General features: G+C 38.6%; 21 protein-coding genes. 14 read left to right on the plus strand and 7 right to left on the minus strand.

Annotated elements, in window-relative coordinates:
* Positions 1-80 precede the first annotated feature (80 nt).
* The 9 genes from FRZ67_RS17445 (at position 81) to FRZ67_RS17485 (ending at position 10,621) form a co-directional block, all read left to right on the plus strand.
* Positions 81-1,196, plus strand: a complete 1,116-nt coding sequence (locus FRZ67_RS17445) for an NADH-quinone oxidoreductase subunit G (RefSeq protein WP_147191623.1) — start codon at positions 81-83, stop codon at positions 1,194-1,196.
* A gap of 6 nt (positions 1,197-1,202) precedes the next feature.
* Entirely contained in the window at positions 1,203-2,246 is a 1,044-nt protein-coding gene (nuoH, locus tag FRZ67_RS17450) for an NADH-quinone oxidoreductase subunit NuoH (RefSeq protein WP_192903881.1), read from the plus strand.
* 310 nt (positions 2,247-2,556) lie between these two features.
* Positions 2,557-3,093 (plus strand): NADH-quinone oxidoreductase subunit NuoI, encoded by a 537-nt coding sequence (nuoI, locus tag FRZ67_RS17455; protein WP_147191625.1) that lies wholly within the window; start codon positions 2,557-2,559, stop codon positions 3,091-3,093.
* 88 nt (positions 3,094-3,181) lie between these two features.
* Positions 3,182-3,685: an NADH-quinone oxidoreductase subunit J family protein gene (locus tag FRZ67_RS17460; RefSeq protein WP_147191627.1), complete on the plus strand. Its 504-nt coding sequence runs from the start codon at positions 3,182-3,184 to the stop codon at positions 3,683-3,685.
* Between the two features lie 26 nt (positions 3,686-3,711).
* A complete protein-coding gene (gene nuoK, locus FRZ67_RS17465) occupies positions 3,712-4,047 on the plus strand; it encodes an NADH-quinone oxidoreductase subunit NuoK (protein ID WP_147191629.1) in 336 nt (111 codons plus the stop codon).
* A gap of 79 nt (positions 4,048-4,126) precedes the next feature.
* The gene (gene nuoL / locus FRZ67_RS17470) at positions 4,127-6,031 is read left to right on the plus strand and encodes an NADH-quinone oxidoreductase subunit L (protein WP_147191631.1); all 1,905 of its coding nucleotides are present in this window, start codon (positions 4,127-4,129) and stop codon (positions 6,029-6,031) included.
* A 176-nt stretch (positions 6,032-6,207) separates the two neighbouring features.
* On the plus strand, positions 6,208-7,647 hold the full coding sequence (locus FRZ67_RS17475; RefSeq protein WP_147191633.1) for a complex I subunit 4 family protein: 1,440 nt from the start codon (positions 6,208-6,210) through the stop codon (positions 7,645-7,647).
* 26 nt (positions 7,648-7,673) lie between these two features.
* Positions 7,674-9,068, plus strand: coding sequence for an NADH-quinone oxidoreductase subunit N (locus FRZ67_RS17480; RefSeq protein WP_147191635.1), 1,395 nt, complete (start codon positions 7,674-7,676; stop codon positions 9,066-9,068).
* A gap of 284 nt (positions 9,069-9,352) precedes the next feature.
* Entirely contained in the window at positions 9,353-10,621 is a 1,269-nt protein-coding gene (locus FRZ67_RS17485) for an ABC transporter permease (RefSeq protein WP_147191637.1), read from the plus strand.
* A gap of 2 nt (positions 10,622-10,623) precedes the next feature.
* Here the strand turns inward: FRZ67_RS17485 and FRZ67_RS17490 are convergent, their stop codons facing one another.
* The 4 genes from FRZ67_RS17490 to FRZ67_RS17505 form a co-directional block, all read right to left on the minus strand.
* Positions 10,624-11,202 (minus strand): septal ring lytic transglycosylase RlpA family protein, encoded by a 579-nt coding sequence (locus FRZ67_RS17490; protein ID WP_147191639.1) that lies wholly within the window; start codon positions 11,200-11,202, stop codon positions 10,624-10,626.
* Positions 11,203-11,541: 339 nt separating this feature from the next.
* Positions 11,542-12,294: a copper homeostasis protein CutC gene (locus FRZ67_RS17495; protein WP_147191641.1), complete on the minus strand. Its 753-nt coding sequence runs from the start codon at positions 12,292-12,294 to the stop codon at positions 11,542-11,544.
* Between the two features lie 111 nt (positions 12,295-12,405).
* Positions 12,406-13,431, minus strand: coding sequence for a glycosylasparaginase (locus FRZ67_RS17500; protein ID WP_147191643.1), 1,026 nt, complete (start codon positions 13,429-13,431; stop codon positions 12,406-12,408).
* Positions 13,432-13,535: 104 nt separating this feature from the next.
* Positions 13,536-13,844 (minus strand): phosphoribosylpyrophosphate synthetase, encoded by a 309-nt coding sequence (locus FRZ67_RS17505; protein ID WP_147191645.1) that lies wholly within the window; start codon positions 13,842-13,844, stop codon positions 13,536-13,538.
* 306 nt (positions 13,845-14,150) lie between these two features.
* Here FRZ67_RS17505 and FRZ67_RS17510 point away from each other — a divergent pair, with 306 nt between their 5' ends.
* On the plus strand, positions 14,151-16,259 hold the full coding sequence (locus tag FRZ67_RS17510) for an endonuclease MutS2 (protein WP_147191647.1): 2,109 nt from the start codon (positions 14,151-14,153) through the stop codon (positions 16,257-16,259).
* Positions 16,260-16,282: 23 nt separating this feature from the next.
* On the opposite strand, the gene FRZ67_RS17515 is transcribed toward FRZ67_RS17510, so the two are convergent.
* Positions 16,283-16,987, minus strand: coding sequence for a VIT1/CCC1 transporter family protein (locus FRZ67_RS17515; RefSeq protein WP_147191649.1), 705 nt, complete (start codon positions 16,985-16,987; stop codon positions 16,283-16,285).
* Positions 16,988-17,353: 366 nt separating this feature from the next.
* Between FRZ67_RS17515 and FRZ67_RS17520 the strand changes: the two genes are divergently transcribed.
* Together FRZ67_RS17520 and FRZ67_RS17525 are read left to right on the plus strand one after the other, a co-directional pair.
* A complete protein-coding gene (locus tag FRZ67_RS17520; protein ID WP_147191651.1) occupies positions 17,354-18,427 on the plus strand; it encodes a tetratricopeptide repeat protein in 1,074 nt (357 codons plus the stop codon).
* A 28-nt stretch (positions 18,428-18,455) separates the two neighbouring features.
* Complete coding sequence (locus FRZ67_RS17525; protein ID WP_147191653.1) at positions 18,456-20,606, plus strand: OmpA family protein; 2,151 nt, start codon at positions 18,456-18,458, stop codon at positions 20,604-20,606.
* Between the two features lie 258 nt (positions 20,607-20,864).
* Here FRZ67_RS17525 and rocD read toward each other — a convergent pair whose 3' ends face one another.
* Positions 20,865-22,100: an ornithine--oxo-acid transaminase gene (gene rocD, locus FRZ67_RS17530; RefSeq protein WP_147191655.1), complete on the minus strand. Its 1,236-nt coding sequence runs from the start codon at positions 22,098-22,100 to the stop codon at positions 20,865-20,867.
* Between the two features lie 159 nt (positions 22,101-22,259).
* Positions 22,260-23,087: a dihydropteroate synthase gene (gene folP, locus FRZ67_RS17535; protein WP_147191657.1), complete on the minus strand. Its 828-nt coding sequence runs from the start codon at positions 23,085-23,087 to the stop codon at positions 22,260-22,262.
* A gap of 135 nt (positions 23,088-23,222) precedes the next feature.
* Here folP and FRZ67_RS17540 point away from each other — a divergent pair, with 135 nt between their 5' ends.
* Together FRZ67_RS17540 and FRZ67_RS17545 are read left to right on the plus strand one after the other, a co-directional pair.
* A complete protein-coding gene (locus tag FRZ67_RS17540) occupies positions 23,223-23,768 on the plus strand; it encodes a DUF1599 domain-containing protein (RefSeq protein ID WP_147191659.1) in 546 nt (181 codons plus the stop codon).
* 118 nt (positions 23,769-23,886) lie between these two features.
* Complete coding sequence (locus tag FRZ67_RS17545; RefSeq protein WP_147191660.1) at positions 23,887-25,017, plus strand: BT_3928 family protein; 1,131 nt, start codon at positions 23,887-23,889, stop codon at positions 25,015-25,017.
* Positions 25,018-25,025: the final 8 nt, after the last annotated feature.

Here is a 25,025-nt window from a genome sequence, read left to right on the forward strand (position 1 = left end):
GAATAATTATTAAGCTTCTGTTGCGTCGCACACTTGTATTGATAGTTCTTTATTCACTATAATCAGAGCAAAGAATTTATATGGCTGATCAACAACAATTATTTAAAGTTACTATTGACAATATAACGGTGGAAGTTCCACCGGGTACTACTATTCTCAACGCTGCCCGTAAGATCGGTGGCGATGTGGCGCCGCCTGCAATGTGCTACTACTCTAAGTTGCAGGGCAGCGGCGGTAAATGCAGAACCTGTTTGGTAGAAGTATCAAAAGGCAGTGATAAAGATCCGCGACCAATGCCAAAGCTTGTTGCAAGTTGCAGAACAACTGTTATGGATGGTATGGAAGTAAAGAATATTACTTCTCCAAAAGTAATAGATGCAAGAGCAGGTGTAGTAGAATTTTTATTGATCAATCATCCTTTAGATTGCCCAATATGTGATCAGGCTGGTGAATGTCATTTGCAGGATCTTAGTTACGAGCATGGCAAAGCGGGTACCCGTTACGAATTTCAAAGAAGAACTTTTCATAAGGTTGATCTGGGGGATAAGATCCAGTTGCACATGACGCGTTGTATTCTCTGCTATCGTTGTGTATTTGTTGCAGATCAATTGACCAATAAAAGAGAACATGGGATTTTAGATCGCGGAGATCATGCACAGATAGCCACATATATTGAAAAGAATCTTCACAATGAATTTATAGGGAATGTTATTGATGTTTGCCCTGTTGGTGCATTAACAGATAAAACATTTCGTTTCAAAAATCGTGTTTGGTTTACAAAACCTGTTGATGCGCATAGGGATTGCCCTAAATGTTCAGGTGAAGTTCAGCTATGGATGCGTGGTGATGAAGTGTTTCGTGTTACAGCTCGTAAAGATGAGTGGGGCGAAGTAAAAGACACTACATCAGGTAAACCAGGCTGGATCTGCAATGATTGCCGCTTTGATAAAAAGCATATCAATGATTGGGTGATTGAAGGCCCTTCAGCAATCAGCCGGCATTCAGTTATTTCACAGGGGCATTATGTTGGTATTGAAAAACCCAAAGAAGTATTGATAGATGTGATGGGTGGCCGAAAACCAAGATTATTCTTGGATATTCATGATGTAAGTGAAGTAAACAAACCAAATATAGAATTGAGTTTGATAGATGGGCCAGCTACCAGTGACACCTTTAACGGAACTAAAAAAGATTAATTACTAATGATACTGCTTACTATTGACTGGGCTTTGATAATTGAAAAATTAGTGTTGATCGCTATTATTATTACAGCATCATTGGTAATTGCAATGTATGCAACATATGGTGAGCGTAAAGTAGCAGCGTGGATGCAGGATCGCCGCGGACCCAACCGTGCCGGGCCTTTCGGAATATTACAACCACTTGCAGATGGTATGAAATTATTTTTCAAAGAAGAAATTATTCCTACCAGCTCCAGCAAATTTTTATTTATTCTCGGCCCTTCACTGGCTATGCTCACAGCCATGATGACCTGCGCTGTTGTGCCATGGGGCGGACACTTGGAATTATTCGACAGGAAAATAAACCTGCAGATCGCAGACGTAAATGTTGCAATATTATTTGTATTCGCTGTAGTAAGTCTTGGCGTGTATGGTATCATGATCGGTGGCTGGGCATCCAATAATAAATTCTCGCTCATGGCTGCCATGCGGGGTGCCAGCCAGGTTATCAGTTATGAATTGCCAATGGGTCTTGCATTGATTGCACTGTTAATGATAACGGGTTCTCTTAGTTTAAGAGAAATGGTTGATAAACAGATAACCGGTCATTGGAATATTTTGTATCAGCCACTTGGTTTTTTAATATTCTTTGTGTGCGCTATGGCAGAGTGTAATCGTGCGCCATTTGATCTGCCCGAAGCAGAGAACGAATTAAACATGGGTTATCACCAGGAATATTCATCCATGAAACTTGGGTTCTATTTATTTGCCGAATACATTAACATGTTTATCAGCAGTGCGATTATGGCCACCTTATTTTTTGGTGGGTACGATGTACCATTCCTGAATGAAAGTACACTTTCACCAAATGTTGCGGGCATAATTGGTATCGTCGCATTTCTTGGAAAGATATTTATTTTCATATTTGTGTTTATGTGGATACGCTGGACATTGCCGCGCTTCCGTTATGATCAGTTAATGAATCTTGGCTGGAAAGGCTTGATACCACTGGCTTTAGTGAATATGGTTATTACTGGTGCAGTAGTTCTTTGGTTGAATAATTAGCATATTGTGATCCCAACTGTTGAATAAGCATTGTGCTTTTGTTGCGTCGCACTCTTGTACTAAAGAATAAGTTTCGGCAATCAGCAGTCAGGTTTCAGTTAATACGCTTTGTTTTTTGAATGCTGATACCTGATAGCTCATAGCTGTTTAGAATGTACAAGTGAGTGACACAACAGGCGATGACCAAAGAAACAGAAAGCTTGTAAGCAAATAGCTATAACCAGATAAAATTGGTAGCTATAGTTTAGAAAAATATTTTTGCAAACCTTAAGCTGTAAGTATTATACTGAAAGCTGAAAGCCGAAACATAATGCAACCGTTAACAAACAGAGTAAAAGAAGTAGACAGAAAGCCGATGACGCTGGGCGAAAAAATTTATTTGCCTGCAGTGCTGAAAGGCATGTCTATAACTTTTAAGCACATGTTTAAGAAAAGGCCTACTATTAATTATCCTGAACAAACGCGGCAATTCAGCCCTGTATTTCGTGGATTACATGTACTTAATCGTGATGAAGAAGGAAGAGAGCGTTGTACTGCATGTGGATTGTGTGCTGTTGCATGCCCTGCAGAAGCAATAACCATGGAAGCTGCAGAACGCAAACCAGGTGAAGAAAATTTATACCGTGAAGAAAAATATGCAGCTAAGTATGAGATCAATATGCTGCGTTGTATATTCTGTGGTTTGTGTGAAGAGGCTTGCCCGAAAGATGCGATCTATTTAAGTGAAACTTTTACACCGTCTGATTATGCACGTAAAAACTTTATTTATGGCAAAAAAGATTTGTTGATACCTGACCCAAAAACACAACCTGAGGAGTTTGCGAAAGCGAGAGGAGAGAAGAAGTAATTTGAAAATGGATAATTTGATAATTTGAAAATGACCAAAACCAACTACAATTTTCAAATTTTCAAATTTTCAAATTGATGAATTATACATGAGTACTACTGAAATATTATTCTGGTTTTTAAGTGTTCTTGCCTTGTTCAGCGCTATTATGGTGCTTGTGAGCAAAAACCCCATCCATAGTGTATTGTGGCTTATTGTTGTTTTCTTTGCAATCTCTGGTCACTATCTTTTATTGAATGCACAATTTCTTGCAATTGTAAATATCATTGTATACGCCGGTGCTATTATGGTGCTGTTCCTGTTTGTGGTAATGTTGATGAACCTGAATAAAGAAACAGAACCGCAACGTAATATCTGGATGAAATTCCTGGGCGTAATATCAGGTGGTATGTTGTTGTGGATATTTATATCTGCTTCCAGATCTGCAGGCGAAATGATAGGTAAAACTGTTGAAACAAATACAGGAGATATCGGTCTTATTCAAAACCTTGGTAAAGTTTTATTTTCTGAATACGCTTTGCCATTTGAAATAAGCAGTGTGTTGTTCTTAAGCGCCATGGTTGGTGCGGTGGTAATTGGTAAAAAGGATTAGAATCAGTACATATTCAAAATAGCATTATGCCGATTCAATATTATATAGCCTTAGCAGCATGTTTATTCTGTATTGGAGTTACGGGAGTTTTAACACGCCGTAATGCCATTATTATTTTCATGTGTATAGAGCTTATGCTTAATGCTGTGAACTTATTACTGGTTGCTTTTTCGAAAATGAACATAAGCGCTGGTCTTAATAAAGCTGTTGTTGCAGGTGCAGGCACAGATGCCCAGTTATTTGTGTTTTTTATTATGGTGGTTGCTGCGGCGGAAGTAAGTGTGGGTTTGGCAATCATTGTAATGATGTACAGGAATATACATTCTGTCGATATTAATTTTTTGAACAGGTTAAAGAATTAAGCCCATCCTCTAAAAAGGGGTAAGGCTTTTATCATAAATAATTAATCTTAAAATATTCTCCTTTAGGAGATAGGGGCTTATGGATAATTTAGTTTACCTGGTACCATTATTTCCATTGCTTGGTTTTTTGATAAACGGGCTTTTCAGGAAGTCTTTATCAAAAAGTGCAATTAGTGTTATAGGATGTTCTTCAATTCTGCTTTCTTTTATTGTAAGCATTGTTTTATTTACACAGGTAAAAGCAAATGGCGGTACAGTAAGTACTTTATTTAATTTTATTAATGTTACAGATTTTCAGGTTCCATTTGCTTTCCAGGTAGATGCGTTATCTTCTTTGTTCCTGCTGATCATTACCGGTATTGGGTTTCTTATACATCTTTATTCTACTTCATACATGCATGATGAACCTGCAGAACATTTTGGCAGGTATTTTTCCTATCTCAATCTTTTCGTTTTCTCTATGTTATTGTTAGTGCTTGGTGCTAACTATGTAATAATGTTCATTGGTTGGGAAGGCGTGGGTCTATGCTCTTATTTATTGATTGGTTTCTGGTTTAAGAACAATAATTATAACTATGCGGCTAAGAAAGCTTTTATAATGAACCGTATTGGCGATCTTGGTTTTCTGCTTGCAGTATTCTGGATGTTGAATAAGCTTGGCACCGCTACTTACAGTGAAGTTTTTGATCTTGCTGATACATTGTCTCCAGGTGATGTTACTGCTATTACTATGTTATTGTTTGTAGGTGCAGTAGGCAAGAGTGCACAAATACCATTATATACATGGTTGCCCGATGCAATGGCTGGTCCAACGCCTGTATCTGCATTGATCCATGCTGCAACAATGGTTACTGCGGGTATTTATATGATAGCAAGAAGCAACATTTTGTATTCTTTGAGTCCCATGACTGAAGATGTGGTTGCTGTTGTTGGGTTAGCCACCGCTATTCTTTCTGCAACAATTGCGCTATACCAAAATGATATTAAAAAAGTTCTTGCTTATTCTACCGTGAGCCAGCTTGGTTTTATGTTTCTTGCATTGGGCGTAGGCGCTTATACAAGCGGTGTGTTTCATGTAATGACACATGCGTTTTTTAAAGCGCTTATGTTCCTTGGTGCCGGCTCTGTAATACATGCAATGGGTGGTGAACAGGATATCACCAAAATGGGTGGCTTAAGTAAAAAACTGCCGGTAACAACATGGACATTTGTAATTGGTGTATTGGCTATAACAGGCTTTCCCTTTACCTCAGGTTTTGCCTCAAAGGATGAAATATTGATGGCAACATATGCACACAGCCCTATCTTATTCTGGCTGGCATGTTTTGCAGCATTGCTAACCATGATCTATATGTTCCGTTTGATGATGCTGGTATTCTTTGGAGGGTTTCGTGGCACACATGATCAGGAACATCATTTGCATGAATCGCCTTCTGCAATGACCATTCCTTTGATCATTCTAGCAGTATTATCTGCCATTGGTGGTTTGGTACAGTTTCCTGAAATGTTTGGCGGGCACCCTTTTTTTAACGATTTTCTTTCGCCGGTGGTACCTGCAGAAGTGCATGAGATCCCAAATATCAGTAATGTTGAGTGGGGCTTATTCGGTGGAACTGTTGTTGCATTAATAATTGTATTTGCAGTTACACGTAAAATGTTTGCAAAGACTTCATTCGAAGGTGTTTATACCGGCATAAAGAAAGTAATGGCAGACAAATGGTATATAGACGAGTTATATGATGCCGTTATAGTAAGGCCATTGAATGCTTTGGCAGGTATATTAAAATCTGTTGTGGAAAAAACTATCGATGGTATAGTGAATGGCGTTGGCAGGTTTATAAATTATTCGTCAAGACAATTGAGATTGATACAAAGCGGCCAGGTGGGCAATTACATTTTATTTATGGTATTATCTATTGTGGTGTTATTTATAGTTTTCTGGCAGCAGGATAAAATTATACATTTCATGCAAACGATATTTTAGCGTGTTACAGGCTTTTGTAGTTCTATAACGCTTTGGTTGTGTCACTCACTTGTACGGCTGGAACATTGTTCAGCAATGATAAGGATGTTGAAGAGTGCGACGCAACAGGCGATGACCAAAAAAACAAATGCCCGGTTCATTAAATAAAAAATGGTGGAAGGATAAAGCAAAAGAATATGATCGCATTATTATTGATATTAATTCCATTGATCAGCGGGTTGATTACTTTTTTTACAAAAAGTGAACGCGACGCAAAAAGCTTATCGCTTTTTGCATCTATACTTACGCTGGCTGTTTCTTTTGCAGGTGTATATAGTTTGTTTGGCGCTGCACAAAATGCATATGATACCACATGGTTGTCTTTTATAGGAGCAAGATTTAGTATAGGTTTAGATGGTATGTCTAAAATGCTTTGCCTGCTTACGGGTATTGCTTTTCCAATCGTATTTGGTGCTGTTTATGGAAATACTTATAAGAAGTCAAACAGTTTCTATGCATTGATGTTGTTGATGCAGGCAGGTTTAATGGGAGTGTTTTTGGCAACAGATTGTTTGTTATTTTATTTCTTCTGGGAAATAGTGTTGATACCTGCTTATTTTCTTTGCTCTATCTGGGGTGGCGAAAAAAGAATTACTGTTACGTTTAAATTTTTTGTTTACACATTTGTTGGTTCACTGTTGATGCTGGTGGGCATTTTATACATGTACTTTAAAAATCCTGAGCATTCATTTGCACTTCAATCTTTTTATCATATCAGGCTCTCAGCAACAGATGAAAACTTTGTATTCTGTTTATTCTTTATAGCATTTGCTATTAAAATGCCGGTCTTTCCCTTTCATACCTGGCAGCCGGATACATATGAACAGGCACCAACTGCAGTTACCATGATCTTAAGTGGTGTAATGGTAAAGATGGGTTTGTTTGGTGTAATTCGTTGGGTGCTGCCCGTAATGCCTAATGCTACCGCGCATTTCAGCCAATTGATCATAATATTAAGCGTTATAGGAATGTTGTATGCATCGTTAATCGCAATAAGGCAGGATGATCTGAAACGTTTGATAGCATATTCATCTATTGCGCATATCGGGTTAATGTGTGCCGCTATTTTTTCCAATCAGCAGATAGGTATGCAGGGTGTGATGATACAAATGTTCAACCATGGTATAAACGTAATCGGATTGTGGATAGTTGCAGATGCAATAGAAACACAATTAGGCACCCGTAAATTCAGTGAGCTTGGTGGACTTGCTCAAAAAGCACCAGCACTTGCCATACTGCTGGTGGTAATGGCTCTGGCAAATATTGCATTGCCATTAACGAATGCATTTGTCGGGGAATTTATGATGTTTAACGGATTGTTCAGGTATAACATCTGGGTGGCTGTTATAGGTGGTATCAGTATTATACTTGCAGCAGTATACACTTTGAATATGATACAGAAAACTTTCTACGGTAATACATCTATCGTTACAGATGGCGCTATGGAAATTTCAACCGGTACAAAAATAATGCTGGTGATCCTGGTGGTCGTGGTGATCATATTAGGCGTATACCCGGAACCAATGCTGCAATTAACCAATGATGCCGTGCAGACAGCATTAGCAACAGTTAAATAATAGTTTACGAATAGCAGATTTACAATATGAACGCATTAATACTCTCGGCTGTATTTGGAATGATTATGATGTTCTGCAGTTTCCTTGTAAGGAACAGGGGAAGCCTGCGGCATATTGCATCTGTTGGATTGTTGATTTTACTGATTGCAAATATTGCAGACAGCTATACACATACGTTGTTTATTATAAACACTTATGGTATGCTGGCGTTTAGCAGGTTTGGTTATTTGTTTAACTCAATTGCTATCGGATCTACATTGATTTATGTATTGATAACCGGTAAAGAGATTGAGAAATACGGAAGATACACCGCTGAATATTTCACACTTATATTCTTTGTATTGTGTGGTATATCAATGTTGTCTTCTTACAATAACCTGCTTACTTTATTTCTGGGTATAGAGATCATGTCTATTCCACTGTATATCCTTACAGGCAGTGATAAGCGTAACATGAAGAGCAACGAAGCTGCATTGAAATATTTCCTGATGGGTTCTTTTTCAACAGGCTTAATGCTGATGGGTATTGCACTCACTTATGGCGGTACCGGTACATTTAGTCTTGAAGTAACGCGTGGTGGTGTTATGCCGGTTTATTTAAATGTCGCTTCCTTTTTGGAAATTTTCGGGTTATTGTTTTTGATGGTTTCAATGGCGTTCAAAGTTTCTGCAGCGCCTTTTCATTTCTGGACACCTGATGTGTATGATGGAGCGCCTAGTGTGTTTACATCCTTTATGTCTACTATTGTAAAGGCTGCGGGCTTTATAGCATTGATAAAATTATTTGATGTGCGTATGCAGGCTACCGAAAAAGCAATTGACTGGAACCTGCTAATGTCTATCATTATTGTTGCTACTTTATTAGTAGGTAATGTTACAGCTGTATTTCAGCAAAGTGTTAAACGTATGCTGGCGTATTCAAGTATTGCGCAGGCAGGCTTTATGTTGTTTTCATTAATGAGCCTTAACGATACTGCACATGAGGGTATTATTTTTTACGCAGCAGCTTATAGTATTGCAACTATTGGCATTTTTGCTGTACTGGTAAAAATGAAAGACTACACTTTTGAAGGATATAACGGTCTTGCAAAAACACAACCCGTACTTGCGGCAACCAATACAATATTTCTATTGTCATTGGCAGGTATTCCGCTCACCGCAGGCTTTTTTGCAAAATATCTTATGCTGGCAGCGCTTATTAAAACAGGTACTTATTTATGGCTGGTTGTAGTAGGCGTTTTGTTTGCAGCAGTAAGTGTATATTACTACTTCAGAGTAATACAGGCAATGTATTTCAAAGAAGGTAACCCTGAAACTGAAATCATTACTCATTCCTTTAAATGGGGGCTGATCTTTATAGCAGCTATTGTTATTTTGCTGGGTATTTTTCCTACTTCTATTCTTAACTGGTTATATTTCTAACCATTCAAATTATCTCTTTTCCACCTGTCTTATTTTTTCGCATTAAAGTAGTAATGGGTTTATCTTTATGTTTCAGGCTAAAGTGCTTTTGGCATCACCGGTTGTGTCACTCACTTGTGCGTTTGGAGCAGTTATGAGCTATCAGGTATCAGCATTCAGTAATCAAAACGTATTAACTGAAACCTGCCTGCTGATTGCTGAAACCTGTTCTTTAGTACAAGAGTGCGACGCAACAGAAGCTTCATAGATATTCGAATGCCTGGCCCACAACAATTACGTAAACCATGACGCTATTAGATTCTTTTTCATTGGCATACCGTACTATCCGCAGTAATAAACTTCGGACAGGTATCACCGTTGCAATTATTGCATTTGGTATTATGGCGCTGATTGGGATCATTACAGCTATTGATGCTATGAACGGTAGTTTGCGCGATAGTTTTTCCACCATGGGCGCTAATGGATTTACTATATCTTATAAAGAGCGCTTCAGGTTTGGCAATGATAACCAAACAGAAAAAGTTGAAAAGAATAAAAAGCAAAAGAAGTCAAATCTTGATAAGCCAATACAATTATCAGAAGCCGAGTTATTTAAATCAACATTTAACTATCCTGCTTTGGTAAGCATAGCACTTGGTGGTCCAGGCGGAACAGAGATACGTTATAAAAGCAAAAAAACCAATCCAAACGTGCGGGTAAGTGGCGGTGATGAAAATTATTTGCAGGTAAACGGTTTCTCTGTAGAAGCAGGCAGAAACCTTAACAGGCTTGATGTGCAAACAGGCCGTAATGTTTGCTTACTGGGCAGCGATGTGGCAACAAAACTTTTTAGTGAAACAAATAAAGCGCGGGCAGTAGATAAGGTTATTAATGTGGCAGGGGTTCCGTACCGCGTTATTGGTGTATTAAAAAGTAAAGGTTCAAGTGCTTTGCTGCGGGCAGATAATGTGATCATTACAAGTTATAATAACGTGAGGAGAATGGGTAACTCATCGCCTTCTTTTACGCTGGGTATTATGGCAAATGATGTGCAACTGCTTAATGGTGCAGTTAGTGAAGCAACCTCTGTATTTCGCGGCATAAGAAGGCTAACACCTGGGGAAGACGAAAACTTTGTTGCTGAAAAAAGTGATAAGCTTGCTGAAACTTTTATAAGTCTTCTGGGCAGCATACAGGGTGCAGCCGGGGCTATTGGCCTTATTACACTTATCGGGGCTGCTATTGGCTTAATGAATATCATGCTCGTTGCGGTAAATGAAAGAACAAGAGAAGTGGGTTTGATAAAAGCGTTGGGTGGGAAAAGACGAAATATTCGTCAGCAGTTCCTTTTTGAATCAACAATTATTAGTTTGCTGGGTGCCTTTTTTGGAATAGTGTTTGGCGTTTTATTGGGCAATGTAGCTTCACTAATATTTAAATCAGGGTTTGTTGTGCCTTGGGGTTGGGTTATTACAGGTGTTCTTATTTGTAGCGGTGTAGGTTTGCTGGCAGGTTTATGGCCTGCCATTAAAGCTTCAAAACTTAATCCTATTACCGCATTGCGATACGAATGACCTTATTTTGCAACCGCAATATTATTGTTGCTCTTAGCTTCCTTTGGATCTCTATTTTCTTCATTTTTATCAATTACTTCCAATGAAACTTTTGTAAGGCCAATTTTGCTTGTAAGTCCTATCTTCTTTGCTGCTGCAATGGTAAGATCTATTACTCTTCCTTTTTTAGCCATTCTGGGATGCATTCTGTCATTAATGCGTACAACCACGGACTTGCCATTGTTTATGTTAGTTACCCTTACCCAGGTATTTAATGGAAGGTTATTGCTTGCTCCGGTATATTTAGCATGTTTAAAAGTTTCGCCTGTCGCTGTTTCTGTGCCTTCAAGATTTTTACTATAAAAACTGGCAATTCCGTTTATTGTTTTTGGTTTTACAGCAGCAGGTAGTTCCTCCTCTGCAACAAGTGAAATGCTGTCCGGTTTAGCTAATAAAATAGAATCTGCAGCAACCGGAGGAATAGAAATTGTGGAATCGGCAGTATCTTTTATAATAGCTTTTGGAGCTATATAAATGGCAGGTTGTGCGTCTACCTGCATTAAAAAAATCACAATCAGTAATAATGAATAAAAAGCTTTCATTGCAACTGTTTTGCGGATTACCAAAATGGAAACCCAGGTTACAAAATTTCAAAGCCTGTCTTCTTTCTCTTTGTTTCTACAGGGAATTTATCCTTTCTAAAAGTCTCTTGCCCATAGGCAACAATTATGCCCGATAAATTAGCTTTTTGATAACTCGTTGAAAAACAATTATTCTTTTTATTATTAAAAATTTGCAAATCAGTGGAAAATGCAAATCTGTATTTCTAATTGGGGCTGGTATTAATGTTAATTCACTGAACATTGGCCTGGCGACAACAAGCAACCCAAGTATGGTTAGGGTTGCAAAATACAGAAAAGTAGTAAGGCGACAAGGAAAAATTAACAAATGTTAGTTTTCATGAGCTTTATTTCTGATGGATCAACAGAAATATTTTCAAGGGTTTCATGCATTAAAGGCTGTTTAAACTCCATAGCAGAGGTTATATTCTTTCGGGCAGATGAATGTAGTTCTGTGGCTCCCGTATAACCCGCTATTTCTTTGATATTATTACCTCTTACTCCACTTCCGGGCATAATAATAATTCTCTCGGCAGATTGCTCTACCAATAGCCTTATCAATTCTTTTCCGTCAAAAGCATTTGGAACCTGCCCACTTGTGAGGATGCGCTGGCAACCACATTTTATTACATCTCCAAGAGATTTTAGAGGCTCTTTTGCCCTGTCGAATGCTCGATGAAAGGTAACTTCCAAAGGGTAGGCAAGTTTAACAAGTTTAGCTGTTCGTTTAATATCTATGCTCCCATCCGGCAGAAGGATGCCGGTAACAACGCCTTCAAATCCCAAATCTTTGCATAAAAGAATATCTTTTTTCATCACCTCATATTCATCATCGCTGTAAAGGAAATCTCCGCCACGAGGACGAATAATTGGGAAAACCGGGATACTAATTTTTTCCCTAACTGTTTTCAATGTACCATAAGAAGGAGTTGTACCACCATCAAAAGGGTTTTCGCATAATTCAATCCGGTCTGCACCGGCATTGGCAGCTATGATTGCAGAATTAATATTGAAAACAGCAATCTCTAAAATGCCCCCTGCCCCCCTAAAGGAGGGATTAGAAATATCACTCATTCTATTCTTTGTTGATTAATGTTTCAAGTGTTGAAGTGTGCGACGCAACTAAAGCCTGATTATAGTCATACAGCTTAGTACATTATTCTTCTTCAAAATCTCTTTAGGGATTTATGGCAAAATATGTTTTCCATCTATCAACTGGCTGCCACTATCTGCATAGCAAACTGCAAAATTGAAGCCCTTCTGTATACAATAAGCGCCATATTCTCCCTTGTTATTGATGGCAATAAATGCAACCTGGAAATCTTTTGCTTTGTCTCCATTGCGTTTTATGATTCTTTCAATTGCAAGTTTGCATGCATTCTCCGGTGTATTACCTTGCCTCATTAATTCAACCACGAGATGTGTGCCGCATGTTTTAATTACTTCTTCACCAAGACCTGTAGATACCGCCGCACCTACTTCATTATCAACATAAAGACCTGCACCGATGATTGGGGAATCACCAACACGCCCACGCATTTTGAAACCCATACCGCTTGTGGTACAACTGCCGCTGAGATTACCTTTCGCATCTATTGCTAGCATACCAATGGTATCATGATTCCATGCACCATTTGCAAGTTTATTGGGCGCAAATGAGCCGGAGCCTTTAGTGTTTTCTATATTGATCTGCGGTTTATAATCAGATTTTTTTAACCATTCTTCGTAAGCTTTTTGTGCATCCGGAGAAAGCTTATCTTCTTCCAGCGGAAAGCCTTCACTTACGGCGAATTGTTGTGCACCAGTGCCCACCAACATTACATGCGGTGTTTTTTCCATTATGCGTCGTGCAACTGAGATAGGATGTTTTATACGTTCAATAAATGCTACGCTCCCTGCATTTCCATGTTCATCCATAATACTCGCATCCAGTGTTACATGACCATCGCGATCAGGATTAGCGCCAAGGCCTACACAACAACTTAACTCAGATTCTGTAACCATTACACCTTTTTCTACAGCATCTAATGCACGGCCGCCATTGCGCAACACTTCCCAAGCCCCCTTATTGGCATTAATACCAGCATCCCATGTAGAAATAACCAGTGGCATTTTGCCATTAAACGTTTTACCAGATGCAAATAATTTTCCTGATAAAAATGTCCCGGCTCCTAATGAGCCCATTTGTAAAAAACGGCGACGATGTAACATGTGCTTTTGCTGTTTTAAGTTGATTGGTGGCAAGGTAGCAACAGCAATTGAAACAAATGCGGAAAATAAATCCCAATATTCCAACAATGTTTGCAATTGTAAAACTAATTATGATGCACTTTCAGTTTTTGCAGCATTTCATCATTCACCGGATCGCTGTAAACGCCGTATGCACTTACCAGCGTTCCTTTCATGCTGCCATCCTTTGCTTCTATTACATAAATTATAGATGAATCATCCGGGTTTGTCATGCCTTCGAACCTGTAAAAATTGGTTATCTCAAATTGCGAAGGTGTAAGACAAAAGCCCGTTTCCTGGCATTTTACATGATCAAATGCAAGATTGAAATCTATATTGTAGCCGCGTTGTTTAAGATCATTCAGTGCATCAACAAGTGTATCATAAGTCTGCATAAAATAAGTTTTATTAAAGATAATTATTTTGTTGCCAGCACCTGTAATTTATGGCATCGCCTGTTGTGTCACTCACTTGTGCGTTCTGAGCAGGTATGAGCTATCAGGTATCAGTATTCAGAAAGCAAAGCGTATTTAACTGAAATCTGACTGCTGATTGCTGAAACCTATTTTTCAGTACACGAGTGCGACGCAAAAAAAGCATTATACTTATTCTATTGCCTGGTTCATAAAAAATATTCGCCTATTCTTTGTGTATAAACAGTAATTGTAACTTTGCCCACACAAAAAAAATAAAGCGGGCGAATGAAGTTATATCCTGAATCGGCGGCGGTGCAACTGGAGTTTGATAAGATCAAATCTTTATTAACTGAACATTGCAACAGTGAGTATGGCAAACAGAAAGCAGAGCAGTTACGTATACATACCAAAAAAGAATTCATAGAACTGGAGCTACAGCAAAGCAATGAATTTAAATTACTGCTACAGCACGCGCAATACTTTCCCAATGATCATGTGCTGAATATTGCACGGGAAATAAAGCTATTGGGGATACCCGGCAGTACATTAAGTGGTGAGGAATTTATGCTGATACGAAAACTGGCAGAGAGCATAGAAAAAATATTCCGCTGGTTTGATAACGAAAGACGTATTGCTTATCCTGCGCTAAGCAAAGTAATTGAAGATACTTATTATGAAAAAATAATTGCTGAACTGATAGACGATGTGATGGATGAATATGGCAATGTAAAAGACAATGCCAGCGCAGATCTGCAACGGATACGCATGAGTCTTTACCGCAAAAGAAATGAATTAAGAAGAATGTTTGAAAAGGTTGTAGCGCGTTTAAATAAATCCGGGTATGCTGCAGATATAGATGAAAGTTTCAGCAATGGAAGAAGGGTAGTAGCAGTATTCTCTGAACATAAAAGACAGGTAAAAGGGATTCTTCACGGCGAAAGCGACAGTAAAAAGACGGCCTACATAGAGCCGGAAGAAACCATAGAATTAAACAATGATGTTTTTGCATTAGAGAATGATGAACGTAAAGAAGTGTTACGTATACTAAGAGCATTAACGGCACAATTAAGTTCATATAGCGGCTTGCTGCAGAATTATTATGCTGTAATTGGTGAATATGATTTTATAAAAGGTAAGGCAAAACTGGCTATTGATGTAAATGGCAATTATCCAAATATAGTTGATAAGGCACATATTGAATTAACAGATGCGTATCATCCGTTACTTTATTTATACAATAAAAAAACAACAAGAAAAACAATTCCTGTTACACTTACACTTGATGATAAAAAAAGGATACTTGTTATAAGCGGTCCTAACGCAGGTGGTAAAACAGTTACCATGAAAACCATTGGGCTTAATCAAATGATGATGCAGAGTGGTTTGCTGGTTCCTGTTCATCCTAATTCTGTAATGGGAATCTTTAAACAACTTTTTATTCATATCGGCGACACACAAAGTATAGAATTTGAACTGAGTACTTATTCATCCCACCTTTTGCACATGAAATATTTTATTGAAAATGCAAACGGTAAAACATTATTCTTTATTGATGAATTAGGCAGTGGCAGTGATCCTAATCTTGGTGGTGCGTTCGCAGAAGTGATCATGGAAGAGCTTTCGCGCAGGCATGCTTTTGGAATTGTTACCACGCACTATCTTAATTTAAAAGTGATGGCCAACCGTACTATTGGCATCATTAATGGTGCTATGGCTTTTGATGAAGTAAACCTGCAGCCTATGTATAAACTAATGGTTGGCAAACCCGGCAGCTCTTATACATTTTCGATTGCTGAAAGAATTGGTTTGCCCAAACATTTGATCAGCCGTGCAAGACAACTGGTAGATGAAGATCATTTTCGTTTGGATAAACTATTGAACAGAACAGAGCAGGACCAGCAGCAATTAGACAAAGACAAAAAAGAGCTGAATAAGTTATTACACGAGAATGAAAAGCTGCGCAAAGAAATGGAAGCGGTTATGAACCGTGAAAAGCATCGTCAGCAGGTGGAAGTATTGCGGCACCAGAATCAAATAACGGAAGAGCGCATTGCAGAAATGAAAGAAACAGAACGCAAGTTAAAACAGATCATGCTGGAATGGCGCAGAACAGAAAACAAGGAAGAAGTAATGAAGCAGGTACAGAACCTTTTATTTAAAAAGAAAGAGCATGCTGTTGTAAATAAACTGGCAAAGAAGATAGAAGCAAAATACAAAGAAGTAAAAGCCGAGATAGCTGTTGGTGCAAAAGTAAAAATGAAAAAGAATCATCAGGTTGGTGAAGTAAAAGAGATACGAGGTAAACGTGCTGTGGTACAAATAGGGTTATTACCTATGAGTGTTGAGTTAAATGATCTGGTAGTGGTGGAAGAAAAACAAGCAGAAGTAAAATAGCTTTGATTTACTTCTCTAATAGGTTACATTCCTTCTATCAACTTTGCAATACCAAATGCGGCACCTGCAGCGGCAGCACCAATCATCATTACTTTCAATCCACCTGTCCATTGGTTTACACCGGTGATTTTACTTTTGAAAAAGCCGAAAATAAACAGGCAAATGAGTGTAATGACAACAGATATTTTTAATGCTTCCACTGAATCATTTACAAAGAAATATGGACTTAGTGGAACCAATCCTCCCACTACATAAGAAAGCCCGATATTAAATGCACTTTTGCGTGCACGTTTGGGGTCAGGCTTATCCAAACCAAGTTCGTGTTTCATCATAAATTCCACCCAGCGGTCTTTATCTTTTACCAGTTCATCTGTTGCTTTATCCTGCACTTCCCTGCTCAGGCCAAGCGATTCAAAAAATTCCCGTACTTCTTCCCTTTCTTTTTCCGGCAGGTGATCCACTTCCCAATATTCTCTTTTCAGTTCGCTGTTGTAATGATCCTGCTCTGTTTTGCCCGCAAGAAAACCACCAAGCCCCATTGCAATAGAACCCGCAGCAATTTCGGCAATACCAGCCAGTATTATTACAGCCGTACTGTCCACCGCACCGCTCAAACCCGCTGCCAGTGCGAATGGTACAGTAAGTCCATCGCTCATGCCAATAACAATATCGGTTAAAAGATCAGAGCTTTGCAAATGTTCTTCGTGGTGTAAATGTGTATCCTGCATACGCTGAATTAGAGTGGCAATATAATCATTGCAAATTGCAAAAAAGCCGACTGCTGTTACAATGTGGAAATTTTTATGAGCCCGGCATTTGGGTTTCATGGCGTCAATTGTTGCGTCGCACTCTTGTACTGAAAAAAAGCTACGAGTCTTTAGCTGCGAGCAGAAAGCATTACTGGTTTATTATTTGCTTATACCTTACAGCTTGTTGCGTATAGCCCGAAAAGTACAAGAGTGCGACGCAACCAAAGCTAAATACATGTTCTTATGCTTGGTACAAAAAGAGAACTATTGGTTTAATATCCACTTAAAACCCAGTTCATATTAGCAATATTTTCTATGGGCTTTCGTTAATGCAAAAAAGTATCCATGCGAATAACCAATTTCTTAATATTCATAGTGCTTGTACACACCAGGCTTTTCGCACAAACCGATACTATAAAACTTGCACAGACCGACACCGTAAAACTGGTTGTTGTTGATGCGCAGGAGGCTGAAAAGAACTACAACGAAGGCATCAGTTTTTTGCAAAGCAAAACTTACGATAATGCCATTACTGCATTTACCAAAGCTATTGATCTTAAGCCTGAAATGGAAAAAGCATACTACAACCGCGGACTTGCTTTATCTGAATTAAACAAATCAAACGAGGCTGTTGCTGATCTTACCAAATCAATAGAATTGAATCCACAGGCAGATTATAGTTATGCATTGCGTGCACAGGTTTATATCAATACCAATGAAAAAGAAAAAGCATTGGCCGATCTTGCAAAGACCATTGAACTAAATCCAAAAAATGCAGAAGCATGTTACAATAAAGCTGTAATTGAATTACAGGATAAAGATTACAAAGCTGCTATTGCTGATTACACAAAAGCTATTGATGCAAAACCAGATTATGCTTATGCCTTAAATGATCGTGGTAGCGCAAAACTTGGAATAGACAGTATTGACGCTGCCATTGAAGATTATGAAAAAGCATTAACGATAGATAAATCTCTTGCCTTTACTTATAATAATCTTGGTACCGCTTATCGGAAAAAGAAAGATTATAAAACAGCAGTGTTGTACTATGATAAAGCGATCACCTTGAAAGCAGATTATTACATTGCCTATAATAACCGTGGTACTGCAAAGCTTGAAGACCTTGACCTGGATGGCGCTGCAGCCGATTTTAATAAAGCTATAGAAGTGAAAAAAGATTATGCATTTGCTTATAACAACCGCTCATCGGTACAATACAAAAAGAAGAATTATGATGCATGCATAAATGATTGCACCACGGCTATTGGTTTAAACCCTGCATATGGAGAAGCATATTTAAATCGCGGTATCGCAAAAGAAATGATGAAAGATTTTAAAGGCTCCTGCGACGACTTTACAAAAGCTGCATCATTAGGTATTGATGTAGCAAAGAAATATAAAGCAGTTGTATGCGAATAATTTTTACCCTTGTATAATTCCCCATACTATGAAGACTTTCTTTTTATATATTTTTCTGTTTGCCGGCCTTGTTACAAATGCACAGGTGAATACAGCATTTGATAAAATTAATTTTCCTGATCAGAAAGATGCATTCAAAGAAGCGAAACATAATTATGAAGAAGGTAAAGAAATATTTCAAACCGGCTTTAAAATGTTTCTTGCAGAACGTGATTTCTTTTTGAGCACACACGATTATATGCCGGTTAGTCATAATGATTATCATCATGCAGGAGAGATAGCTTTTAAGGAAGCTTTGAAATTACTGGAGCCTGCTAATAAATTCAATCCAAACAATGCTGATCTCAATTGGATGATCGCGTTCTCTAAGTTTCATATTAACAGTGCAAGTGATGAATCGCTTCAATATTTTGAGAAAGCATACAAACTTGACCCGAATGTGTTTCCTGATCTTACTTATTTCGCCGGCTGGGCCTATCATTTGCAGGCTAAATGGGATAATGCGATAAAGTATTACAACTTATACCTTGCTTATTTAAAAACACAATCAAAAGCGCCTGCCCATAAATTAGAAGATGTAAATAAAAAAATAAGTGAGTGCGAAAATGGTAAAGTATTAATGGCAAAACCACAACGTGTGTTTGTAGAGAATTTAGGAGCCGGTGTTAACTCTTCTTCCCCGGACTATAGTGCTTTTATTACGGCAGATGAATCTGAACTCTTCTTTACTTCCCGCCGAGATAATTCTACCGGTAAAAAAATTGATCCGGGATCCGGTAGTTACTTTGAAGACCTGTATGTGAGTCATAAAGATCACGGTGCATGGGGTACAGCTCAAAATCTTGGTCAGCCAATCAATTCAGAAGGTCATGATGCAACGGCTGGCTTGTCCAACGATGGCAACACACTCTATATTTACCAGGATAATAAAAGTGATGGAGGTGATCTTTATGAGAGCCAGTTGAAAGGCACTGCCTGGCAAAAGCCGGAGCACATGAATAAATACGTTAACACAAAATTTCATGAATCAACCATATCAGAATCTTTTGATGATAAGCTGATCTATTTTGTAAGCGATAAAGAAAATGGTCTTGGCGACAGGGATATTTATTTCTGTAAAAAAGATGGAAAAGGAAACTGGACAGGCACTACTAATATAGGTCCAACTATCAACACAAAATATGCAGAAGAAGGCGTGTTCCTGCATCCCGATGGTGTTACCATGTATTTCAGCAGCCAGGGACACGGCACTATGGGTGGGTATGATATTTTTAAATCCAATTTGGTAGATGGAAAATGGAGCGAGCCTGTAAACCTTGGCTGGCCAATCAATGGTCCTGATGATGATGTATTCTTTGTAGTATCAGGCAATGGCCGCAGGGGTTATTATTCATCGGCAAGAGAAGGTGGCTATGGTGATAAGGATATTTATGCTATTACATTTCTTGGTGAAGAAAAACCTTTTCTTTTAAGTAATGAAGATAATTTGATTGCCAGCGTTACTGCACCTGTTAAGACGATACAACCTGCACCACCAGTTGAAATAAAGACACCATCACTTACCATTCTTAAAGGAACTATTACAGACGCTGTAACACAGGAACCATTAGAAGCAACCATTGAATTAATTGACAATACCAAAAATGAACTCATTGCCACATTTAAATCAAACAGTGCTACAGGCAAGTATTTGGTTACAATACCCGATGGCAGGAATTATGGAATTGCTGTAACACGTGATCCTTATTTGTTCCATTCGGAGAATTTTGACATACCACCAACGAATGGTTACCAGGAAGTGATCAAAGATGTGCAACTCAAGAAAGTGGTAGTGGGCACTAAGATCATTTTGAAAAATATCTTCTTTGATTTTGATAAATCAACTTTACGCCCTGAGTCTGTAAATGAACTGGAGCGTCTCATTAAATTCCTCAACAACGAACCAACAGTAAAAATTGAAATTGGCGGACATACAGACTGGAAAGGTTCTGATGAGTACAACATTAAGCTCTCCCAATCACGCTGCGAAAGTGTAGTGAAGTATTTGATAGATCATGGCATTGCCAAAGAAAGGTTGACAGCACATGGCTATGGTGAAAAAGTGCCGATAGATACCAACGAAACGGACGAAGGCAGGCAAATGAACAGGAGAACAGAGTTTGAAATTTTGAGTAAATAAACTTTGTATACTTTTTACTCTACTAACCCAATAAAAGTCCCGCTGAAGAGGTGGGATTTTTATTGAATTTATTTATGAGCCATGCTTAAGTATTTTATGGCATCGGTTGTTGCGTCGCACACTTGTACTGCAACAAGAAATGCATCAATGGAGGAATATTAATCAAAAGTTGAAGAGTGCGACGCAACCAAAGCTTAATTTTTATTCTTCAGCTAAGTACACAAAATAAAAATCCCGCTTCATCAGCGGGATTTTTATTTATTCCAAAATCTTCAGCGACTTATCAATGATACCTACACATTCCAGTATCTGCTCTTTTGTAATGAGCAGTGGTGGTGCAAAACGGATCTTATCGCCATGTGTAGGTTTGGCAAGCAAATCATTTTCTTTTAACTCGAGGCAAAGATCCCACGCAGCTTCGGGATTGCTGTGTGAAACAACAATTGCATTCAACAAACCCTTACCACGAATGGTAGTAATAAATGGTGAGTTGAGTTTTTGTAATTCACTGCGGAAGAGTTCACCCATAGCAGCGGCGTTCTCTGTCATGTGTTCCTCTTTCAATACTTTTAAAGATTCGATTGCTACAGCACAGGCCAATGGATTGCCACCATAAGTAGAACCATGTTCACCGGCTTTTAGGTTCAGCATAATATTATCATTGGCCAACACTGCGGACACAGGCATCGTGCCGCCACTCAATGCTTTGCCAAGGATCAATATATCCGCTTTTACATTTTCATGATCGCAGGCCAGCATTTTACCGGTACGTGCAAGACCTGTTTGTATCTCATCCGCCAGCATCAGCACATTGTATTCTGTGCAGAGGTCACGGATGCCTTTTATATAGCCATCAGAAGGAACTTTTACACCAGCTTCGCCTTGTATAGGTTCAAAAAGAAATGCAGCTACATTCTTGTCCTGGAATGCTTTTTCCAAAGCGGCGAGATCATCATAAGCAATGATCTCAAAGCCGGGCATTAAAGGACCAAATCTTGTGTAAGCAGAAGGATCACTGCTGAAAGAAATAACGGAACTTGTGCGGCCATGAAAGTTCTGTGCGCACACAATGATCTTCGCTTTATTATCCTCAATACCTTTTACCACGTAGCCCCAACGGCGTGCAAGTTTGATGGCTGTTTCTACTGCTTCAACACCGGTATTCATCGGCAACACTTTATCAAAACCAAAATAACTGGTGATGAATTGTGCATACTCGCCAAACAAATTGTTGTGAAATGCTCTTGAACAGAGGGTAAGTTTTTGTGACTGCTCAATTAATTTGTTAATAATGCGTGGATGACAATGTCCCTGGTTTACAGCAGAGTAACCGCTTAGAAAATCGTAATAACGTTTGCCGTCAACATCCCACACAAAAACACCGGAACCTTTTTCTAAAACAACAGGAATGGGATGATAATTGTGCGCACTGTAATCTTCTTCCAAATGCAGGAAATGCGCAGAGCGCTCTGATAATGATGTATGCGTAAGCATAACCGTAATATTTTAAATGTTGATTGAATGAATTACAAATAAGAAATCAGGCAACAGGAATTGTCGCCTTAACTGGATTTATACAGTTCGGTGATTGAGGAAATCTAAATTTAAACTAAGAAAATGCATGTTTTGTAATTCGGGTGCAAACATAAGGTTTTAATGCCAATAAGCATTCAGTAATTTAATGGTTTCCATGGCTTCTTTTACATCGTGTACCCGCAGTATGGTAGCACCGTTTAATAAACCAATTGTATTTAAAACCGTGGTGCCATTTAATGCTTCTTCGGCAGTAATGCCCAATGTTTTGTAAATAGTCCCCTTTCTTGAAAGGCCCAACAGGATTGGCTTTTCTAGCATTTTAAATGCAGATAAATTACGCAACAGCTCAAAATTATGCGCAATGGTTTTACTGAAACCAAAACCGGGATCCACGATCACGTCAGTAATGCCGGCCAGCTTGCAGGCTTCTGTTCTTTCAATAAAATATTCGAGCATTTCTTTGGTAATGTTTTCATATTGAGCCTGCGCCTGCATGTTCTGCGGGTTGCCTTTCATATGCATACAAACAAACGGTGTTTTGAGCGCAGCAACTGTTGATAGCATTTGTTCATCCATCAATCCGCCGCTGATATCATTAATGATATCAGCGCCTGCTTCCACTGCTTCTTTTGCAACAGATGCATAGTAGGTATCAACAGAAGTAATTGTTTTGGGGAAAGCTTTATGAATGGCTGCAATTATTGGTAGCACACGGTGTAATTCTTCTGCAGCATTTATCTTTTCGCTGCCGGGTCTTGTGCTTTGTCCGCCGATATCTAAAATGGTTGCGCCTTCCCTTATCATCTTTTCGGCCTGTTCCAGAGCTACATCAATTGTTTGCTGCCTGCTGCCAGTGAAGAATGAATCAGGCGTGGCATTGATAATGCCCATTACAATGGGTTGGTTAATTGTTAGTAATCTTCCACGGCAGTTAAGTGTAAACATTGTTGGCTTTCCTTTATTTTTGAACGTAATAACCTGTTGTTCTCAAAGCTGCGTAAAGATAAGAATGTACAAGAGTGCGACGCAACAGAAGCCGAAGAGAATAATAAAAGTTGGGTACAAAAATTTAAAAAACAAATGAGCAATACGAATACACAATTTGATGAGGTTGTAAAAAGTTGTAAAGATATTTTTATAAAAAAGACGAAAGATTATGGTACATCGTGGCGTGTGTTGCGCACTATTAGTGTGGTTGACCAGATCTTTATTAAAGCATTGCGTATACGTACGATACAGGAAAAGCAGGAGCAAAAAGTTGGCGATGATATTGCCAGTGAATTCAAAGGCATTATTAATTATGCAGTGATAGGCATGATACAATTGCAATTGGGTAAACCTGCTGTGGAAGATGTAAATGCAGAGCAGGCAAGCGTTTGGTATGATGAGCAGGTTGCTGTTGCAAAAAAGACAATGCAGGATAAGAATCATGATTACGGTGAAGCATGGCGCGAAATGAGCCAGGAAAGTTTTGCTGATCTTATTTTGGTGAAGCTGTTGCGCATAAAACAAATTCTGCAAAACGACGGACAGACATTGATAAGCGAAGGCATTGATGCAAATTATATTGACATACTTAACTATGCTGTGTTTGCGTTAATTTTAATTGCAGAGGGGATGCATTGAGCAAGCTTTAAGTCTTTGTGGCATCGCCGCTTGTGTCACTCACTTGTACATTCAGAACTTTATTCATCATAAGAAATACCTGCATAAGCATTAATAAACTTTTAAACTTCTTCACGGGATGAAAAAATTATTGATCGTTATACGCTGGATCGTTGGCCTGCTGTTTATCTTTTCAGGATTGGTAAAAGCAAATGATCCGCTGGGTTTGAGTTACAAGATGCAGGAGTTTTTTGAAGTGTGGGGGTTAAGCAGCCTGAATGATTATACACTGGCGCTTTCATTGGTAATGAACATCTTTGAAGTGCTGGCCGGTGTAGCGATTATTATTGGCTGGCGTATGAAACTGTTTACCTGGTTAATATTGTTGCTGATCATTTTCTTTACATTCTTAACAGGCTATGCTGCATTATCCGGTAAAATAAAAACATGTGGCTGCTTTGGGGATTGCCTTCCGCTAACACCTACGACTTCCTTTATAAAAGATCTCATACTACTGTTATTAATATTGATACTTTTTGTAAACAGACGAAAGGTAGATTCTGCATTGTCTGCGCCAAGAGCAATACTGCTATTGGGTTTGTGTATTATTGCTGTAGCGTTTTTTCAGAATTATGTAATGACTTATTTGCCGGTAAAAGATTGTCTTCCTTTTAAAAAAGGCGCCAACATTGTTGAGAACATGAAAGTGTTGCCCGGCCATGGCGATATTTTTAAACTAACTTTTAAATACAAAAAGAACGGTAAGGAAATGGAATTTGCTGCAGATAGCCTGCCGGCTGATCTTGATTCAACCTATGAGTTTGTTGACCGTTATCAAAAGCTGGTTAAAAAAGGTAATGAACCTCAAATTGTTGATTTTGCTTTGCAGGATTTAAATGGAAATGATACAACTATCTCTATACTTAACCAGGGAAATTATTATGTAATGGTCTTTGTAAATGATTTTACTGATTATGGAAGTTGGCACAATAAGGATTTTGATACACTGGTAAATGTTCTTGCAGCTAAACGTTTGCCATTGTTTGTTGTAACCTCTCAAAAAGAAGAAGCGGAAAAATTATTCAGCGGCAAGGAAAACATTACCGTACTTATTTGCGATGGAACGGTAATAAAAACAGCAGCAAGGGTAAATCCTACTTATTTTATTATGCAGATGGCAAACATAAAAGGAAAGTATAGTTATGCAGATATGGATGAAGTGATAAAGATGGCAAAAGATGCTCCACTAAACACTAGGCCTGCTGATTAATACATAAA

This window comes from Panacibacter ginsenosidivorans, assembly GCF_007971225.1.
Lineage (GTDB): Bacteria > Bacteroidota > Bacteroidia > Chitinophagales > Chitinophagaceae > Panacibacter > Panacibacter ginsenosidivorans.

Coding starts and splice junctions, on each gene's coding strand:
- FRZ67_RS17495 (WP_147191641.1), bottom strand. CDS start 12,294: ATGAGTGATATTTCTAATCCCTCCTTTAGGGGGGCAGGGGGCATTTTA.
- FRZ67_RS17540 (WP_147191659.1), top strand. CDS start 23,223: ATGAGCAATACGAATACACAATTTGATGAGGTTGTAAAAAGTTGTAAA.
- nuoH (WP_192903881.1), top strand. CDS start 1,203: ATGATACTGCTTACTATTGACTGGGCTTTGATAATTGAAAAATTAGTG.
- nuoI (WP_147191625.1), top strand. CDS start 2,557: ATGCAACCGTTAACAAACAGAGTAAAAGAAGTAGACAGAAAGCCGATG.
- FRZ67_RS17510 (WP_147191647.1), top strand. CDS start 14,151: ATGAAGTTATATCCTGAATCGGCGGCGGTGCAACTGGAGTTTGATAAG.
- FRZ67_RS17445 (WP_147191623.1), top strand. CDS start 81: ATGGCTGATCAACAACAATTATTTAAAGTTACTATTGACAATATAACG.
- FRZ67_RS17520 (WP_147191651.1), top strand. CDS start 17,354: ATGCGAATAACCAATTTCTTAATATTCATAGTGCTTGTACACACCAGG.
- FRZ67_RS17525 (WP_147191653.1), top strand. CDS start 18,456: ATGAAGACTTTCTTTTTATATATTTTTCTGTTTGCCGGCCTTGTTACA.
- nuoL (WP_147191631.1), top strand. CDS start 4,127: ATGGATAATTTAGTTTACCTGGTACCATTATTTCCATTGCTTGGTTTT.
- rocD (WP_147191655.1), bottom strand. CDS start 22,100: ATGCTTACGCATACATCATTATCAGAGCGCTCTGCGCATTTCCTGCAT.
- FRZ67_RS17515 (WP_147191649.1), bottom strand. CDS start 16,987: ATGCAGGATACACATTTACACCACGAAGAACATTTGCAAAGCTCTGAT.
- FRZ67_RS17490 (WP_147191639.1), bottom strand. CDS start 11,202: ATGAAAGCTTTTTATTCATTATTACTGATTGTGATTTTTTTAATGCAG.
- FRZ67_RS17545 (WP_147191660.1), top strand. CDS start 23,887: ATGAAAAAATTATTGATCGTTATACGCTGGATCGTTGGCCTGCTGTTT.
- nuoK (WP_147191629.1), top strand. CDS start 3,712: ATGCCGATTCAATATTATATAGCCTTAGCAGCATGTTTATTCTGTATT.
- FRZ67_RS17500 (WP_147191643.1), bottom strand. CDS start 13,431: ATGTTACATCGTCGCCGTTTTTTACAAATGGGCTCATTAGGAGCCGGG.
- FRZ67_RS17480 (WP_147191635.1), top strand. CDS start 7,674: ATGAACGCATTAATACTCTCGGCTGTATTTGGAATGATTATGATGTTC.
- FRZ67_RS17475 (WP_147191633.1), top strand. CDS start 6,208: ATGATCGCATTATTATTGATATTAATTCCATTGATCAGCGGGTTGATT.
- FRZ67_RS17485 (WP_147191637.1), top strand. CDS start 9,353: ATGACGCTATTAGATTCTTTTTCATTGGCATACCGTACTATCCGCAGT.
- FRZ67_RS17505 (WP_147191645.1), bottom strand. CDS start 13,844: ATGCAGACTTATGATACACTTGTTGATGCACTGAATGATCTTAAACAA.
- FRZ67_RS17460 (WP_147191627.1), top strand. CDS start 3,182: ATGAGTACTACTGAAATATTATTCTGGTTTTTAAGTGTTCTTGCCTTG.
- folP (WP_147191657.1), bottom strand. CDS start 23,087: ATGTTTACACTTAACTGCCGTGGAAGATTACTAACAATTAACCAACCC.